Annotated in this window: 14 protein-coding genes; 9 read left to right on the top strand and 5 right to left on the bottom strand. The window is 53.7% G+C overall.

The window, feature by feature from the left end; all coding sequences use genetic code 11:
• Positions 1-48 precede the first annotated feature (48 nt).
• The 3 genes from purE to cysH all read left to right on the top strand — a co-directional run bounded on the left by purE (position 49) and on the right by cysH (position 2,517).
• Positions 49-579 carry a 5-(carboxyamino)imidazole ribonucleotide mutase gene (purE, locus tag V0288_RS07490; RefSeq protein ID WP_332864481.1) on the top strand — a complete coding sequence of 177 codons (531 nt, stop codon included), beginning with the start codon at positions 49-51 and terminating at the stop codon, positions 577-579.
• Positions 580-694: 115 nt separating this feature from the next.
• On the top strand, positions 695-1,495 hold the full coding sequence (locus tag V0288_RS07485) for a tetratricopeptide repeat protein (RefSeq protein ID WP_332864435.1): 801 nt from the start codon (positions 695-697) through the stop codon (positions 1,493-1,495).
• Between the two features lie 200 nt (positions 1,496-1,695).
• Positions 1,696-2,517, top strand: a complete 822-nt coding sequence (gene cysH, locus V0288_RS07480; RefSeq protein WP_332864434.1) for a phosphoadenosine phosphosulfate reductase — start codon at positions 1,696-1,698, stop codon at positions 2,515-2,517.
• 275 nt (positions 2,518-2,792) lie between these two features.
• Here the strand turns inward: cysH and htpG are convergent, their stop codons facing one another.
• Positions 2,793-4,769 (bottom strand): molecular chaperone HtpG, encoded by a 1,977-nt coding sequence (gene htpG / locus V0288_RS07475; RefSeq protein WP_332864433.1) that lies wholly within the window; start codon positions 4,767-4,769, stop codon positions 2,793-2,795.
• 213 nt (positions 4,770-4,982) lie between these two features.
• Between htpG and V0288_RS07470 the strand changes: the two genes are divergently transcribed.
• Positions 4,983-5,195 carry a DUF4926 domain-containing protein gene (locus V0288_RS07470; protein ID WP_332864432.1) on the top strand — a complete coding sequence of 71 codons (213 nt, stop codon included), beginning with the start codon at positions 4,983-4,985 and terminating at the stop codon, positions 5,193-5,195.
• 84 nt (positions 5,196-5,279) lie between these two features.
• On the opposite strand, the gene V0288_RS07465 is transcribed toward V0288_RS07470, so the two are convergent.
• The gene (locus tag V0288_RS07465) at positions 5,280-6,491 is read right to left on the bottom strand and encodes a serine hydrolase (protein ID WP_332864431.1); all 1,212 of its coding nucleotides are present in this window, start codon (positions 6,489-6,491) and stop codon (positions 5,280-5,282) included.
• A gap of 27 nt (positions 6,492-6,518) precedes the next feature.
• Positions 6,519-7,313 carry an RNA methyltransferase gene (locus V0288_RS07460; protein WP_332864430.1) on the bottom strand — a complete coding sequence of 265 codons (795 nt, stop codon included), beginning with the start codon at positions 7,311-7,313 and terminating at the stop codon, positions 6,519-6,521.
• A 393-nt stretch (positions 7,314-7,706) separates the two neighbouring features.
• Between V0288_RS07460 and V0288_RS07455 the strand changes: the two genes are divergently transcribed.
• On the top strand, positions 7,707-8,930 hold the full coding sequence (locus V0288_RS07455; RefSeq protein WP_332864428.1) for an ATP phosphoribosyltransferase regulatory subunit: 1,224 nt from the start codon (positions 7,707-7,709) through the stop codon (positions 8,928-8,930).
• A gap of 131 nt (positions 8,931-9,061) precedes the next feature.
• Here the strand turns inward: V0288_RS07455 and V0288_RS07450 are convergent, their stop codons facing one another.
• The gene (locus V0288_RS07450; protein WP_422661928.1) at positions 9,062-9,550 is read right to left on the bottom strand and encodes a GNAT family N-acetyltransferase; all 489 of its coding nucleotides are present in this window, start codon (positions 9,548-9,550) and stop codon (positions 9,062-9,064) included.
• Between the two features lie 332 nt (positions 9,551-9,882).
• Here V0288_RS07450 and V0288_RS07445 point away from each other — a divergent pair, with 332 nt between their 5' ends.
• Positions 9,883-11,628 carry a ShlB/FhaC/HecB family hemolysin secretion/activation protein gene (locus V0288_RS07445; RefSeq protein WP_332864426.1) on the top strand — a complete coding sequence of 582 codons (1,746 nt, stop codon included), beginning with the start codon at positions 9,883-9,885 and terminating at the stop codon, positions 11,626-11,628.
• Between the two features lie 789 nt (positions 11,629-12,417).
• Positions 12,418-14,967, top strand: coding sequence for a two-partner secretion domain-containing protein (locus V0288_RS07440; protein WP_332864425.1), 2,550 nt, complete (start codon positions 12,418-12,420; stop codon positions 14,965-14,967).
• Positions 14,968-15,089: 122 nt separating this feature from the next.
• Here V0288_RS07440 and V0288_RS07435 read toward each other — a convergent pair whose 3' ends face one another.
• Entirely contained in the window at positions 15,090-15,338 is a 249-nt protein-coding gene (locus V0288_RS07435; RefSeq protein WP_332864424.1) for a hypothetical protein, read from the bottom strand.
• Positions 15,339-15,469: 131 nt separating this feature from the next.
• Between V0288_RS07435 and larE the strand changes: the two genes are divergently transcribed.
• Together larE and V0288_RS07425 are read left to right on the top strand one after the other, a co-directional pair.
• Positions 15,470-16,285 carry an ATP-dependent sacrificial sulfur transferase LarE gene (gene larE, locus V0288_RS07430; protein ID WP_332864480.1) on the top strand — a complete coding sequence of 272 codons (816 nt, stop codon included), beginning with the start codon at positions 15,470-15,472 and terminating at the stop codon, positions 16,283-16,285.
• Between the two features lie 127 nt (positions 16,286-16,412).
• On the top strand, positions 16,413-17,423 hold the full coding sequence (locus V0288_RS07425; RefSeq protein ID WP_332864477.1) for a permease: 1,011 nt from the start codon (positions 16,413-16,415) through the stop codon (positions 17,421-17,423).
• Positions 17,424-17,579: the final 156 nt, after the last annotated feature.

Raw genomic sequence — 17,579 nt, 5'->3', positions numbered from 1 at the left:
ACCCTACGCGATAAATTTTGAATTTTACGAAGAGGCCCGATGATGAATATGAATGATTCCCCGCGAGTCGGGGTAATAATGGGCAGTGATTCCGATCTGCCGACGATGAAAGACGCGATCGCCGTCCTCGAAGATTTCCAGATTTCCCACGAGGTCGCGATCGTCTCCGCGCATCGAACCCCCGATCGAATGTTCGAGTACGCCAAAACCGCCCACGAGAGAGGGATTCAGGTGATTATCGCCGGCGCGGGGGGCGCGGCCCATCTGCCGGGGATGGTAGCCTCCCTCACCCCGTTACCCGTCATCGGGGTTCCCGTCCTTACCCGAACCCTACAGGGAGTCGATTCCCTTTACTCGATCGTCCAGATGCCCGCGGGAATTCCCGTCGCTACGGTGGCGATCGGTAACGCCAAAAACGCCGGACTTCTCGCCGTACAGATTCTCGCGGCCGGTAATCCGGATCTGTTGGAAAAAGTCATCGCCTACCGTCGATCGCTTACCGAGTCCGTTTTAGAAAAACAGTCAACCCTAGAGAAAATCGGCTATCGCGCCTATCTTCAAGATTCGGGTAGTAAATAAGTCTTTTCTGGCGACAAATGCGAATTATCGAGCTTTTAGACCGTTCTCTTCCCCACACGACAACCGATAAAAACAGTACAGTAAGGAATAATAAAATCGAAAAAACGAACGGGTTATGCGTTGGATTATCGCTTGCGTATTGAGTTTACTGGTATTTTTAGCCCTGCCCGTCCCCGTCCGCGCGGACACCCCCACCTTTACCGAGGAACAACTACAACAGGGGGAAGCGATCGCCGTGAAAGCGTTAGAAGCCACGAAAAAAGGCGACTACGCGACCGCGGAAAGTTACTGGACGCGATTAATCGAACAATTTCCCACCAATCCCGCCGTCTGGAGTAATCGGGGTAACGCGCGCGTCAGCCAGAGTCATTTCGAGGCCGCCATCGGGGATTTCAACCGGGCGATCGAACTCGCGCCGAACGCGACCGATCCCTACCTGAACCGGGGAACCGCCTTCGAGGGACAGGGAAAATATCAAGAGGCGATCGCCGACTACAATAAAGTTCTCGAACTCGATCCCGGCGACGCGATGGCCTATAATAACCGGGCCAACGCCGAAGGCGGTCTCGGCGATTGGGAAGCCGCCCTCGCGGATTATACCAAAGCGGTGGAACTCGCCCCCGATTTCGCCTGGGCGCGGGCGAACGTGGCGCTTTCCCTGTACGAGTTGGGACAAAAAGAAGAAGCCTTGCAAAAAATGCGGAATATCGCCCGAAAATATCCCATGTTTCCCGACATGAGAGCGGCCTTAACCGCCGTGTTATGGACGCGGGGACAACAGGGGGAAGCCGAGAGTAATTGGGTGGCCGCCGTGGGGATGGATAATCGCTATCAGGATCTCGACTGGGTGAAAAGTGTTCGCCGGTGGCCGCCGGAGATGGTCAACGCGTTGGACAAGTTTCTAAATTTAAAATAAAGCTTGACGTTCGAGCGGGAATCCGTAACTTTTCTCGCGGTTTCGATCGCCCGATACCGCCTATCGTGGGGAAAAAGCGACGGGACGATACCATAGCGGGAGAGTAACCGATCGCCCTATAATGAGAGTTCGCGCGCGAATCGTGACCCCATCGATCGCCGGTTCTCGTATCATTCTCCCGATCCGTAACGATAGCCAGAATGCCCCCTTTAAGCCCGATGAACTCCCACCGAAGCACCCTAGAAAATCCTCCCGTTCCGGTTTCCGAAAAACATTTCCGCGCCTTCCTAGACCTCGATCTCGAAGCGGAAAACCGGCATCTTCAATCCGCCAGTTCCGAGGAGATTATTCACTGGGCCGCGGGAACCTTCGGCGAGGGATTGGTGATGAGTACCAGTTTCGGCATTCAAGCGGCGGTCATGTTACACCTCGTCACCCGCGTTATTCCCGATATACCGGTGATTTGGGTCGATACGGGATATCTCCCCGCGGAAACCTATCAATTCGCCCAAGAATTAACCGAACGTCTCGATTTAAACCTGAAAGTCTATCAATCGTCCCTCAGTCCCGCGCGGATGGAAGCCCTCTACGGCAGACTCTGGGCGCAGGATGACGTGGAATCGCTCGATCGCTACGATAAGATCCGCAAGGTGGAACCCATGCAACGCGCGCTCCGGGAGTTAAACGCCACCGCCTGGTTAGCCGGATTACGTCGCGACCAAACCGACCACCGCAAGAATTTACGCCCGCTCGATCGACAGGGCGATCGTTACAAAGTATTACCGATACTTGACTGGAACGCCAAAACCATATACGAGTACCTCACCGCGCACGATCTCCCCTACCATCCCTATTTCGACCTCGGTTACGTTTCCGTCGGCGATTGGCATTCCAGTCGTCCGTTAACCGCGGACGATACCAACGAGCGCGACACCCGTTTCAAGGGCTTAAAACAAGAATGCGGCCTCCATCTCCCCCTCACCCCCGGAGAAGCCCAAAGCCTCGACGCGAGTTCCCTCTAGAAAACAGTCTTTTTCGGGGAGAGAAAGGAAGCTTGTAGCTGTCAGCGTTCAGCGTTTAACGCGCGAGTAGGGGGGCTTCGGTCGAAGCGCCCCTACTATTTAACCTCGGTTCGGGATCGATCGGAATCGAGATCCTCGCGTTCCGGTTAACTCGAAGTGAGATTTTCTAGCTCTTCCCTAGAAATCTCGTTCAAATAGAGCGCCCCGCCAAAAAAAATAGGACGCGTTCTTCACACATCCTATTCCTTATCGAAACAGCCAAAGCGGTAAACGGATTAGATTTTTTCCGTCAATTTCGTTAAGACGCGGTTCGATCGCTCGACGAACGATTTCATCCCCTCCGCGTCGAATCCTTTCCGCGCGATCAGTGCCAGATCGTAGACGTGCCGACAGAGCATTTTCGCCAGTTCCGACGAGGGAGATTCCCCGCTACCGGTGACGATACTTCCCTGAGAGATCTGCGCGATCTGCTGGACTAAGGGATGACCGGTATTGATCATCAAAATATGTTCCTCGGGGAAACCGACCGTTTGCTGTTGCATCATCGCCAGCATTTCCTGCATCCGTCGAGCGGCTTCCGGGAGCAATACCATCGCGGGGGGAGTCCCTTGCGGATCGTCGGATTTCAGCGCCTCGGTTTTGATGTTAATCTTCGGATTGTCGAGCGCTTTTTCAAAGATCTCTTTGATTAATTCGCTCTTGGTTTTATTGGTGGTCGGATCGACGATCTCGGTGGGTTTATCCTGTTCGAGTAGGGTTCGATCCAGTTCCGAATCGACGCGGGTGAATTTCACGTCGGAATATTCCCGTTCGAGGAAGGGAATAAAGTAATTCGTGTCGATAAAGGAATCGAAGAAGAGAACTTCTAACCCCTGATTTTTGTAGAGGCTAACGTAGGTCGCTTGGGTGTTGGGATCGGTGCAGTAGAAAACGCGGTTCTCGTGGCGTTCTTTATTGCGCTCCAGATAGGCTTTTAGAGTGGTGTAGCCTTCCTGTTCGATCGCCTCTAGGGGAGTTTTCGCGCTTCCCACCTCTTGCCACACTTCATCACCCTCGGTTTGTACCTCCACGTTCGGCGCGTCCGCTTGGGGTTTGTAGGTGGTACGGTAGATTAAAATATCCTCTACCTGTTGTTTGAATTTATCCTCTTTGAGGGAACCGAATTTGACGAACGTTCCCACGTCCTCCCAACAACGGATGTATTCTTTCGCGTCCTCGTTGTAGAGAGATTTCAAGCGATCGGCGATCTTTTTGGCGATAAAATCGGCGATGCGGCGTACCGTGCGATCGTTGGTCAGCGCGCTCCGGGACACGTTCAGGGGAATATCCGGACTGTCGATCACCCCGCGCAAGGGCATCAGGAAATCGGGAATAATTTCCTCGCAGTGATCGCTGACGAAAACCTGATTACAGAATAGTTTAATCGACCCCTTAGACACGTCCACATCGGGACGCAGTTTCGGGAAGTAGAGTATCCCGTTCAGTAAAAAAGGATAATCGGTATTTAAATGTACCCATAACAGAGGTTCTTCTTGAAACGGGTACAGATAACGGTAAAACTCTAGATAATCCTCTTTGGTGAGGTTTTGCGGCGATTCTTTCCAGAGGGCGCGCTGTTTGTTGATGACTTCCCCGTTGAGTTTGATGGGGACGGTCATGAAATCGGAATAGGTCTTGACTAATTGCCGGATTCGCGCTTCTTCGAGATATTCCCCTTCCTCGTCCTGGAGAGTGAGGGTGACGGTGGTACCGATGCCGGTTCGAGAGGAGTCGGTGAGTTCAAATTCCGGGGAACCGTCGCACGACCAATGTACGGGGGTCGCTCCTTCTTTGTAAGAGAGGGTATCGATATCGACTTTTTTGGCCACCATGAACGCGGAGTAGAAACCGAGTCCGAAGTGACCGATCAGGTCGTTGGCGGTTTTTTGATATTTGGTGATGAATTCTTCGGCACTAGAAAAGGCCACTTGGTTGATGTATTTTTTGACTTCCTCGACCGTCATACCGATGCCGTTGTCGGCGATCGATAGGGTACGTTTGTCCTTGTCGATCTCGATCGTGATTTCCGGTTCCGGGACTTCCCCCGACACTTCCCCCGCGAGGGAGGCCATTTTCAGCTTGGAGATGGCATCGACGCTATTGGAGATCAGTTCCCGCAGAAAGATCTCGTGGTCGGTGTAGAGCGATTTTTTGATGATCGGGAAGATATTCTCGGTATGAATCGTGATGTTGCCTTTTTCCAGTACCGTCATACGCTTAGATTGAGAGCTTGGCTATTCTGACTCTCTTATTGTCTACCGCCGCGGGGCGATCGAGACGGGAGCGATCGCCCGACTTCCCGATGTGGATAACCGTACCGATGGCCCGAGAAGAGAGCCGGGGAGTCTCGGGGTCGGGGGAAATACTAGCCTCCCGATTCCTGCCTCCTGCCTCGTCTGACGTTGTTTCCCGATTAGGAGGAAAAGATGAAATTTCCTGTATTTACGAGAGTGGCTTTGACCGAAGATATTCCGGAATACGGCTTGAGAAAAGGCGCGATCGGTACGATCGTCGAATCTTATCCGATGTCCCCCGACGGTGAAAATGGCTACAGTTTAGAGGGGCTAATCGATCGGGATACGATCGAGGTATCCGAATCCCGAATCGAACGGATTCCGATCGTTGTCAAGAGCGCTTGAAAAAGGGTCGCGCCGGCGATCGCCCAGTCAGGTGGATTACGCTTCGGTCAGGTGGATTACGCTTCGCTAATCCACCCTACGGTTTTACGGTTTTCTTTCCGGGCTTTTCTGGGGGCTAGGAGTCGGGCTGGGTTGGGTTTTCGCCGCGGGGGGATTCGGTTTCGGGGGGGCGGGTTTGGTTTGATACGATTTGAAATGTTGGTAGGCGGTACGGGATATCTGTTGGATCAGGGTACGCGCGGCCGGATCGTTATGGGGACGCTTCACCATGACCGCGCCGAGATAGCGTTTCCCGTTGGGCATATCGATAATCCCCGCGTCTCCCAATACCGTACCGATATCCCCGGTTTTATGGGCGATTTCCGCGCCTTTCTCTAGCCCCGGAGGTAAGAGAGTCCGTGTCCGCGTTTCTCGCATGATGCTCAACATCCGATCGCGCGATTTCAAGCTAATCAATTCCCCCTGACTCACGCGGCCTAAAATCGTCACCAGATCTTTCGGGGAGGTGGTATTCGTACCCTCTAAATCGGGTAGAGCGTTATTGATGGCGGTGTGGGTTAATCCCCACGCTTTAAAACGTTGATTGAGAACTTCCTTGCCTCCCAGACGCTTGATCAGCATATTCGTGGCGGTATTGTCGCTGATAATAATCATCTTGGTGGCGGTTTCCAGGGCGGTGTAGGTCTTGTTTTCCCCTAAATACTGCATATCGCCCGAACCGCTCGCCAAAACATCCTTAGAAGCGACGAGGGGTTCATCGAGATGGATTTTGCCCGCGTCCACGTCCTCGAAAAAGGCGACGAGAACCGGGACTTTAATGGTACTGGCGGCGGGGTAGAGAGAATCGCCCTGTAAACTGGAATAAGAACCGTTATCGAGGTCGATAAATAAAGCGGCGGCCTGTAATTTAGGAGATTTCGCCGTTAGATCTTGCAATTTCTTCGTCAGGGCGGCTTGCTCCTGTTGGAAAGCGAGGGTCGCCGGTCGCGGGGCGGCCGGTCGTTCCGCCACGGGTCGTCCCGCCACCGGTAGCGGGGTCGCGGGGGTGACGGCGGACTGGAATTTGGGGAAGGGGATTTTGTCGGGATCGATCACGGTTAAGAGGGTTCCGGCGATCGCTCCGAAACCGACCCCTAAAATCGCGAAACGGAGTAAAAGAAGGAAAGATGTGGCGATCGGGTTCGGTTTACGCTGTTTTCGTTGCGGACGGCGTTTGGGATCGGTCGGGACGACCGCGTTGGCGGGTTTACGGTCGCGGCGGGCTTTCGGGGTGCGGGGGGGGACGGTACGGGTCACGGCTATCCTCGGATAGAGCAAAATGTACTATCGATCGTTCGGTGGTGTTTTTTTCCTGCCCTTGAGACTCTCCGGGGGCGGAAAAAGTTGCCAGATACTCTCGATATGCCCGATGATACCCCGCAGGAGAGCTAACTCCTCGCGGGTGGGCCGGGCGCGATGGTAGAAGTGACGGAATTTTTCCATTCTCGCGGTGGCGGTATGGGGGTAAAGATAGCCGATTTTCAGCAAAACGCTTTCTAAATGGCGAAAGTACCCCTCTAGTTGGTCTATGGGGGCGGGCGGATCGATTTCGGGCGCGGTTTCTAGGGTTTCTGTCGCGACGCTCTGATAGAGTTCGTAACAGCAGACGGCGACGGATTGGGCGAGATTGAGGGAGGGATATTCCGGGTTCGCGGGAATGCCGACGAAGCGTTGCGCGTGGTTCAGTTCGGCGTTACTGAGGCCGCGATCTTCCGGCCCGAAAATCAGGGCGGTCTGTAGGGTTCGATCGATCAGCCAGGGAAGCGCGACGCGGGGCGTTTCTAAGGGGGTGTTCAGGTGGCGCGGTTTCGAGGTGGTGGCGATCGCTCGATGGCATCCCTCCAACGCGTCCGCGAGGCTTTCTACCCGCCGGTGATTTTCTAAAACCTCGATCCCGTGAACGGCCATTTTTCTGGCATCGTCCGAAAGCGGATCGCACTGCGGGTTCACGATAATCAGTGTTTTTAAGCCCATATTCCGCATTACCCGCGCCACCGACCCCACGTTCAACGGCCCCGCGGGTTCGACGAGGATAATCCGCACGTTATCGAGCGGGGAGCGATCGGGTACATTTATCATAGACATCCGCGTGAAATTCAAAAATTGTCGTTCGGCTCGGGAATCGGGAGTCAGGTGGAAGAATAAAGGAATTTTATGGTAAAAGTTTAGAAAAATTCTATTTATCTTGTACGATCTTGATTTTTGAAGTTTTTAGCCCCTCGAAAACGAATCGCGCTTCGAGGTCTACTGTCTTCCTTACCTCCTACACCCTACACCCTACACCCTACACCCTGTTGTTAACGCTCGATCGGGGGACGGATCTCTAGAGGGTCGTTTGATTATAAAGTTAAAAAGTGTCCGGGGCGAAAGTGGCGCGGCCGGAGGCGAGAGAATTCCCCGAAAAGCGGGACTCGCTCGATCGGGCCGACCGACACGCGCGCCGAATCGACCGATTTTCAGGACGGAACCTTTATGATCCATCAACCCCCGGCGGGCGCCAGGGACTTATTACCGCTCGAAGTCACGCAAAAAGGCTGGATTAACGATCGCTTGCAACAGGTGTTTCAAGGTTGGGGCTATCAGCGCGTGGTTTCCCCGACGATCGAATGGTTGGATACGCTAGTCGCCGGGGGAACGATCGATCCCGCGACCGTGATCCAACTCCAGAATACCGGCTCCGGGGCGCTCGGACTGCGGCCGGAGTTAACCGCCTCGATCGCCCGCGCGGCCGTTACCCGGATGAGCGATCGATCCTACCCCCAACGGATCTGTTATCGCGCCAACGTGTTCCGCCGTCCTCCCGCCGGTTATCACGGCCGTCCGATGGAATTTTACCAGGCGGGGGTAGAATTACTCTTCGCGGGCGGTTTATTAGCCGATGCCGAGATTTTACTCCTACTGGCGGATTGTTTCGATACTCTCGGTCTGGAAAATTGGCAGATGATTCTCGGCGAGGCGGGATTGACGCGCTCGCTGTTATCTCCTTTTCCCGAACCGCTTCGAGAGCGGGTCCGTCATTGTCTAGCCCTACTCGATCGGGTCACGCTAGAAAACCTCCCCTATCCCGACGAGGAACTCCGACAGCGAGCATTACTACTGTTTCACCTGCGCGGGAAACCGGCGGAAGTTCTCGCGAAAGTCGCCCCCCTAGCCCGCGAAGAGAGCGATCGAACGGCGATCGCTAACCTCGAATCCCTGATGGAACTGCTGGAAAAATCCCGTTCCCGACCCTTTCCCCTCGTTCTCGATCTCAGTCTCGTGCAGACGTTCGATTACTACACGGGAATCGTTTTTAAAGCCGTCAGTTCTGGAGACGGACGACCGCGGGTTTTAGGGCAGGGAGGACGCTACGATCGATTGCTCGGCGTGTACCACCCGCGGGGAGAATCCGCCCCCGGTATCGGTTTCTCGCTCAATATCGAAGATCTCCACGAGAGTTTACTCTCGGGAACCACTTTACCCGAACAAGCCCCGGCGATCGATTGGTTGGTGATCCCCGTGACGGAACTAGCACGAAACGCTGTTTTTGTCAAGGCGCAAATTTTCCGGGATCGGGAAACGAATTCCCGCGTGGCGATCGATCTGGGGGGAGGTTCCCCCGACGAGATCCGCGACCGGGCGCGCGATCGGGGAATCCGCGGTCTGGCCTGGGTTCGCGAGGACGGTTCGATCGAGGAGGAGTTTTTAGATAGTTGAGAGAGTGGGGAGATCGGGAAATGGGGGAGTTTTGCGGGAAAAGGGGAAAGGGAAAAGGCTACTTTTCATCCCTTCACCTTTACCCTTTACCCGCACTTCCTAACTCCTGCCTCCTGACTCCTGACTCCTACCTACAAATGTTTGCCTAAAATCGCTACGTCGGCTTGAATTTCGTCTAATTCGGCGATCCGGGGAAGATAGCCCCATTTCTGGAAGCCGAATTTCTCGAATAATCGGATACTCGGTTGATTGTGGGCGAAAATGATACAGATCAAGGTGGTAATCTGAAGTTTCGGACAGCGATCGATCGCGTGTTCCACCAACAGCTTGCCGAGGCCGCGCGCTTGATAGTCGGGGGCGATATATAAACTCACTTCCGCGGTTTTCCGATAGGCCGCGCGACCGTAGAACATCTGCAAACTCAACCAACCGACCACCCTTCCCTCGATCGCCACCACCCAGATCGGGTACTGTTCTGGATCGTGCTGTTTGAACCATTCTCGGCGACTATCGACAGAAATCGGCTTGAGATCGGCGGTTGCCTGTCTCGTGGGGACGGCGGCGTTATAAATCTCGACAATGGACGGTAAATCGGCTTCTTTTGCCTCGCGAATGATCATTGATCTCATGCGGTACGAATTGAATTCCCCCCGTTCCCCCCTACTGTAACTCGAAATTCCGTCTAGGAATTCGGATTCGGGGTTCATTCGTCTCCCTTTCCCCATTTCCCCATCTCCCCATCTCCCGAGCCAACGGGCCGACGATCCTTAGCTTACGGTCGGGGAAAAAAATCGCGATGTAGCGATCGATACCGTTCCCTCCCGACGCGAGGAAAGTTAACATTCCGCGTTTCTTTTCTTCCCATCGAGTATTTTCAGTAACGAACGGGGCTGGAAAATTCCGAGAATGGGGGTATGATTTAGGGAAAAAAACAGGAAAAGTCAGGTGAGGGATGTCTAGAAGATCGTTGGTTGACAGTAGGTGTATCGCCCGCTCCGTAAAGCTTTTGTTAGCGATCGAGATGTGTTTATCCCTCTGCGGGGGGAAGATCTCGGCGCAGGTTCGCCCCGGAATCGTTCCCCGTTTCCCGTTACCCCCCCAGACTCCGGAACCGGTTCCCCTGCCGCGACCGGCCCCGGAAGCGCCCTTAGAATTGCCTTCCCCGTCGTTTCCCGCGCCGGAAACACCGGACGTACCGGGGAGTATCACGGTGACTCGCTTCGAGTTCGAGGGCAATACCGCGTTCAGTAACCGGCAATTACAGGAAGTGACCGCGCCGTTTACCGGCCGTCCGATCGCTTTCTCCGAACTGCTTCAAGCCGAGGCCGCCGTTACCAAACTGTACACCGACGCGGGCTATATCAATTCCGGCGCGGTCATTCCCGCGGGACAAACCTTTCGGAGACAGGGCGCGGTCGTGAAAATCCGCGTGATCGAGGGAGGGGTCGAGGAAATCGCGGTAACGGTGGATGGACGGCTGAATCCGGGCTACGTGCGGAGTCGTCTGGCGCTGGCCACCACCCGACCGCTCGATCGGGATCGGTTACTCGAAGCCCTACAATTACTCCAACTCGATCCCCTGATCGAGACCATATCGGCGGAGTTATCGGCGGGAACCAGCCCGGAATCGAGTATTCTGACGGTTCGGGTGAAGGAAGCGGACACGTTCTATCTAGAAGCTTTCGCCGATAATAACCGGGTGTCGAGTATCGGCAATTTCGAGCGGGGAATCGAGCTTAATCAGGGGAATGTGACGGGATTGGGCGATCGATTGAATATTCGCTACGCCAATACCGACGGTAGTAACGCCGTTTCCGCGGGCTACACCGTGCCGATCAACCCCTATAACGGCACGATTTCCCTGTCGGCCCAATGGAATTTTACCAAGGTGATCGAGGAACCGTTCGATCGACTCGATATCGAGGGGGACGCGGATTATTACGAGGTCAATATCCGCCAACCGATCCTACAGTCCCCGACGCGGGAGGTAGCTTTAGGCGCGACCCTAACCAACGAGGAGAGCTATAACCGGTTACTGGGAGAAGGGTTTCCCCTATCTCCGGGGGCGAGCGATCGGGGGCGTACCGGGGTTTCGGCCCTGCGCTTGATTCAGGAATGGACGGAGCGGGGACAGCAGGATGTTCTCGCCCTGCGATCGCAGTTCAGCATCGGTGTAGATCTCTTCAACGCCACGATTAACGAAAAGGCCCCCGATAGTCAGTTTTTCACCTGGCTGGCTCAGGGACAGTACGCGCGACAGTTGGCCCCCGATACGCTATTCGTGTTCCGTTTCGATCTCCAGTTAGCCGATCGACCGCTCCTTTCCCTGGAACAATACGGTTTAGGGGGACTGTATAGTGTCCGGGGTTATTCCCCCTACGCGCTCCTCACCGATAACGCGTTTTTCGCCTCGGTGGAGACGCGTTTGCCGATCCTCCGTTTGGATAAGGATAAAGGTGTTTTACAATTGGTTCCTTTTGTCGATTTCGGGGTCGGTTGGAACGCGTCGGGTAATCCGATTCCCACTCCCGATACCAATACCCTACTGGCTGTAGGTTTGGGACTGCAATATCGGATGGGGAATAATTTCTCCGCCCGTTTCGATTGGGGGATTCCCCTCTTCGAGCTTAGATCTCCTAACGGGGGAGCGATCACCCAGCAGAATATTTTCTTCTCGATTAACTACCGCTTTTTCTAGCGGGGGGCGGATTCTGTAGAAATTCTGTAAGGCGATCGGCGATCGCCTAAAAATGTGCTAACCTTTTCTACAGAAGTCATATAGCAAAGGTAAAGATGATTAGGACAATCAATCGTTGAAACTCTTTCTAGATAAGAGTTTTCAAAGTGAGAGCGTTCTAAGCACCCCACTTTTCGCTATCTGTAAAATTCAGATTGTTCCGAATGGCTATCTTTTCACTACCTAGAAATGTAGTAGCGAACAAGGGCCGTACTAGCCGAAAACCATCGTCCAATCATTTACGGAGAATATCGGGATATGCCTTCAGAAGAATTTAAGGATACGATTAACCGAATGAACCAAGTTATTTCCCAAATAGCGGAACTCGCTAATTATCAAGGAGACATCACCCTGGAGTTCAAGCCTAAAAGCTCGGGAGCCATGGACAAGCCATACGTGTGTTACATTGTTTGCCAGGGGGACGTATGTAGGGTAATATGTACAGAGGAGATTAAAGATTAATTCTGGGGAATAGGCGAGACGATCAAATCCTGTACCGCCCCTTTGAAAACAAGGGGCGATATGGCACAATAGAGCTTGACTGTACTTATATTGCGATCAGTAGTTTATCGGTTTTAAAAGACATAAATTGACTGTTAAACACTGTTAAACATCTAAATTTTTTCAAAGAAAGTTTTTTAGAAAACAAGAACTCTTTATTATCCTAAAAAATAAGAAATTATGTCTTGTAAAAAACAAAAAAAATCAATTAAAATATTGTTTTCTGTAAGTGCCTTGACGATAGCGAATTTGACAAATTCTTGTCTAACCTTGGCGCAGGTTCGATCCGATACAACATTAGGAAATGAATCTTCCCGTATTCTTCTTCCAGGAGAAAGCGATAACAATAGCCCTGGAGATTTAATCGTCGGGGGAGCGCGTCGGGGAAATAACTTATTTCATAGTTTTCAAGAATTTAATATCGAACTCGATCGAAAAGTTTACTTTGCCAATCCCGAGGGAGTTACCCGTATTTTTAGCCGGGTTACGGGGAATAATCCCTCGACGATTCTCGGAACGCTGGGAGTTTGGGACCGCATCACCGGGCAGATCGGCAAAGCGGATTTATTTTTTATCAATCCTAACGGGATCGTGTTCGGCCAGAACGCTAGGCTCGCTATCGGCGGTTCCTTCCTCGCGTCTACCGCCGATAGTATCCTCTTTGATGGAGGAAGCGAATTTAGCGCCGGGAATCCGGGGAATCCCGCTTTGTTAAGCGTGAATATACCGATCGGTCTACAGTATCGCGCTACCCCCGGCGCGATCCGCGCGGCATCTTCTAGATTAGCCGTGGGGGCGGGACGTACCCTGGCGCTCGCGGGAGGGGAGGTAACGATCGAACCGGAATCAGTCCTGTTGGCGGGTTCTCTGGCTGGGGTCGGGGGGCGGCTCGAACTCGGAGGGGTCGGGCCGAACGGGCGGGTGAGTCTACAATCGATCCCGCGGGGATGGCAACTCGGGTATGAAAACGTCGGTTCGTTCGCGGATATCGAGCTAACGCGGGACGCGGTTATCAACGCGAACGGTGGTTCGGACGCTGGCAGTGGAGCGATTCAAATCCAAGGCAAAAATGTCTCGTTTCGAGACGGCGCTCAAGCTATTGCCGCGAATTTCGGGACAAAAGCCGGGGGGACAATTACTGTCAGAGCCTCGGACACTCTCAGTATGAGCGGGCGAGCGAATACCAGCCAGCAAAGCGCCATCGCCAATCAAGCTCTCTCGTCTGGCGGGGCGGGAAACATCGAAATATCGGCCCGAAATCTAAAACTGGCCGATAGGGCGGCTATCAGCACCCAGGCCGAGGAAGTTTCTTCGGGGCAAGGGGGGAATATTTCCATCTCGGCTACCGAATCGATCGAGATGCCCGGGAGGGGTTTTATCACGACCATTTCTTACGGGACAGGCGGATCGGGAAATATACAAATACGGGCGCGGGACTTACGGGTTCTCGAAGGGTCGGAGATCTCCGCCTCTACCGGGGGAGGCGGTCGGGGGGGGAATGTCACGATCGATGCTACCTCGATCGAGGTTTCCGGGTTCTCGGCCCGTGATGGGAAATCGAGCGTGATTTTGGTTGGTTCTGAAACGGGAGCGACCGCGCCGGGGGGAAATCTTACCATCCGTACCGATCGCCTGCGGGTGAGTGACGGGGCGGTGATCAGCGCGGCGACCGCTAGTAGCGAACGCGGGGGGAATATCTCGATCGCTACCCGGACTCTCTCGCTGATCGATGGCGGGCAGATCATTTCCTCGACCTCGGCCGGCGGGGAAGCCGGGAATCTCTCGATCGACGCGAGCGACAGTATCCTGCTATCGGGTCGGGATCTCGGGTTGAGCGATCGGGTCGCTCGGTTCGGCTCCAAGAATATCCCCAATCTCGGGGCGAATAGCGGTATTTTCGCCGGTACCGGGGAGAAATCTTCCGGTCTTGGCGGTTCGATCTTCTTACAATCCCCGCGAGTGACCCTGCAAAATTCCGCCGAAATCAATGTCGGTAGTCTGGGAACCGGCGACGCGGGCGATCTGCAAATCCTCTCGAATGTCTTAACCCTCGATAACCGGGCCGGCCTCACCGCGACCAGTCAATCCGGGGAAGGGGGGAATATCACTCTCACCGCGCGAGATCTCCTGTTACTGCGGGACAATAGCACCATTAGCACCACGGCGGGCGGTACGGGGAACGGCGGCAATATCACCATCGATACCGGTTTTCTCGTGGCTTTCCCCGACGCGAACAGCGACATCACCGCCAACGCCTTCGGGGGACGCGGGGGGGCGATCGAGATCTCCGCACTCGGCATTTTCGGAACGGCAGTTCGCCAGGAACTGACCCCCGATAACGACATCACCGCCTTCTCGTTACTACAACCGACCCTCGACGGCGCGATCACCCTCGACACCCCGGAACTCGATCCCGACCAGGGGGCGATCGAATTCCCGACCACCGTGGTCGATCCCGATACGCTCATCGCCCAAAACTCCTGCAAAAAAGGCACGCGAAGCGAATTAACCCTAATCGGTCGGGGAGGGGTTCCCACCGGTCCTGCGGATGACCTCGATTCTCCCGCGATCGGGGGGAATTTGATCGAACCGGTTCCCACTCCGGCCAACCCTCGATCGCCAGAAACCCCCACTATCGACCGCGGCAGTAAAGAAACGAAAACCGAAAACCCCGTCCTCCCGGCGCGGGGATGGGCGTACAACAATCGAGGAGAGGTGGTATTAACCGCCTATAGTCCCGATATCACCGAGAATCGTCGATCGCCAGAGCGATCGACGAGCGGTTGTCCCGTTCGATAAGTCGGGAATTTCTCCGCCGGGTTCGATCGCTTTTCGCGGGATTTACTACGGTTATTTATTTAACCGATAAGGTTCGAGCGTTTGATTTTCCGGATAAAATCGCTACAATTACTTCGATACAATCAGGCGGCTTTCTCCGCGGTTAATCTCCCTTCTACCCGTTCGTACTCGTCTTCTAAAAACCATAACTTCGCTTCCTTATAGGAGGAAGAGGCGAAGACAATTTTATAGTTTTCCGAGGGATCGAAAATACAGTAATTTCCTCCCTCGTCCCCTAACAGCATTAAAACGTAGGGCGGGATCGAGGTCGGATCGACCCGGATTTCTGTAAATTCCCAATGATTCGCTAGGCCTGATACGGGGGATGACATAAGATTAATCTTTAGAAATTCGCGATGTCACCATCGATCTATTGTAAACCGATCGAACTTATCGGGAGAACGAAATCGAAGACGGTTTATAATAGGAAACGCCCTTACACCGACTCCCGAAAACCGTGCGCGTGGATTCCCCGTTACTCGAAAAACTCGATCGATTGCGAACCCTATTTCGCTCGATGGAAAAAGCCCTAATCGCTTACTCCGGGGGGGTAGATAGTACCCTCGTGGCCAAAGTCGCCTATGATGTCCTCGGTAGCCGGGCGCTGGCGATTACCGCGGTTTCTCCCTCCCTCCTGCCGGAAGAACTCGAAGAAGCGATCACCCAGACCGACCACATCGGTATCGCTCACGAATTAATCGAGACCGCGGAAATGGAGAATCCCGACTACACCAGCAACCCCGTCAATCGTTGCTATTTCTGTAAAAGCGAACTCCACGACACTCTCAAACCCCTCGCTATCGAGCGGGGTTATCATTACGTTATCGATGGCGTGAACGCCGACGACCTGAGCGATTACCGTCCCGGAATCCAGGCCGCTAAAGAACGCGGCGCCCGATCGCCCCTCGCCGAACTACAAATCACAAAAGCCGAAGTTCGTCAACTATCTCGTTACTTAAATTTACCTTGGTGGGATAAACCGGCGCAACCGTGTTTGAGTTCTCGTTTTCCCTACGGCGAAGAGATCACCCTCGCTAAATTGCAGAGAGTCGGCCGCGCCGAGATGTATTTGAGAAAAATGGGATATCGGAATCTGAGGGTTCGATCGAGCGAGGATAGCGCCCGGATCGAACTTCCCGTCGAACAGATCCGCGAATTTATTATTAATACCGATCTTCCTACCTTAGTCGCCGCTTTTCAAGAATTAGGCTTCGTTTACGTCACCCTCGATCTGGAGGGCTATCGGAGCGGCAAACTCAATCAAGTCATCGTTTCCTGAGATTTATCGCGCCCCGTAGTATATAGTAAAAAAGATAAGAAACCGATAAGACAGGAAAAACGCGGTGAACCTTTTGTGGGTCATCCCCCGTCTTTATCCCTGAAGCCTATCAGAGAAGGCGTGGATGATGAGTCAATTACAAAATGCCTTCACCCTATTCCTAAGCTTACTGGTCGAGGCTGTCCCTTTCTTACTCTTCGGGGTGATTCTTTCCAGCACCCTGTTAATCTTTATCGACGAACGGAAATTAATCGCTCTGATGCCCCGAAACGCGCTATTCGGGGCATTTGTCGGTAGTTGTATCGGCTTTTTGTTTCCCGTGTGCGAGTGCGGGAACGTCCCGGTGGCGAGACGTTTACTACTTCAGGGAACCCCGAACGCGGTCGCGGTGAGTTTCCTACTGGCCGCGCCGACGATCAATCCGATCGTCATCTGGTCCACCTGGGTAGCCTTTCGCGATCAGCCCGAAATCGTGGTCTATCGCGTTATTTTCTCCCTGTTTATCGCCACTGTTATCGGCTGTGTTTTCAGCGTCCAGCGCGATCCCCGTCCCCTCCTACAAACCTCCCTCGCCAAAAATCTCCAAGGAACAACGAAACCTGTTTATAAAGAGGATAAACCCGTGTTATTACAATCGGGTTCGTTCCTGCTCGGCAACGGGGGACAAACCCTGCGTCTCGATGAAAATTTCGCTGTCACCGCCGTTCTGCCCGCCGTGCAAGCTCTACCGATAAAACATCGTTGGCGTACCTTCGTCGATAACGTACTGCGGGAATTTCAGGAACTCGGTGGCGTATTGGTGATCGGTAGCGCGATCGCCGCCTGTCTACAGGTATTTGTCCCCCGCGAGTTGATCTTGAATCTGGGACAAGATCCGGTGAGTTCGATCGTCGCGATGATGTTACTCGCGGTCATCGTTTCCATCTGTTCCACGGTCGATTCGTTTTTCGCCCTTTCCTTCGCCTCCAGTTTTACCAGTAGTTCCCTCCTCGCGTTCCTGGTTTTCGGCCCGATGATCGATCTCAAGGCGATCGGTTTACTGCTATCTATCTTTAAGCCGAGGATGTTAATCTATTTATTCGCCCTAGCGGCGCAGTTGACTTTTTTACTCACCCTAGTTCATAGTTATGTGTTTTAGGAGGTGAGAGAGATGGGGAGATGGGGAAATGGGGGAGGTGAGGGAGATGATAAATATGATTCATCTCCTGCCTTCTACCTCCTGATTCTGGGTGGGTTACGCGCTCGCTAACCCACCCTACGGTCTGACTCCCGCTTTCTAAGAATTCCGTTTTTT

It is taken from the genome of Pannus brasiliensis CCIBt3594, from assembly GCF_036688125.1.
Lineage (GTDB): Bacteria > Cyanobacteriota > Cyanobacteriia > Cyanobacteriales > Microcystaceae > Pannus > Pannus brasiliensis.
Note: the sequence above shows the minus strand (reverse complement) of the source record. Positions and strands in the feature narration are given on the sequence as shown.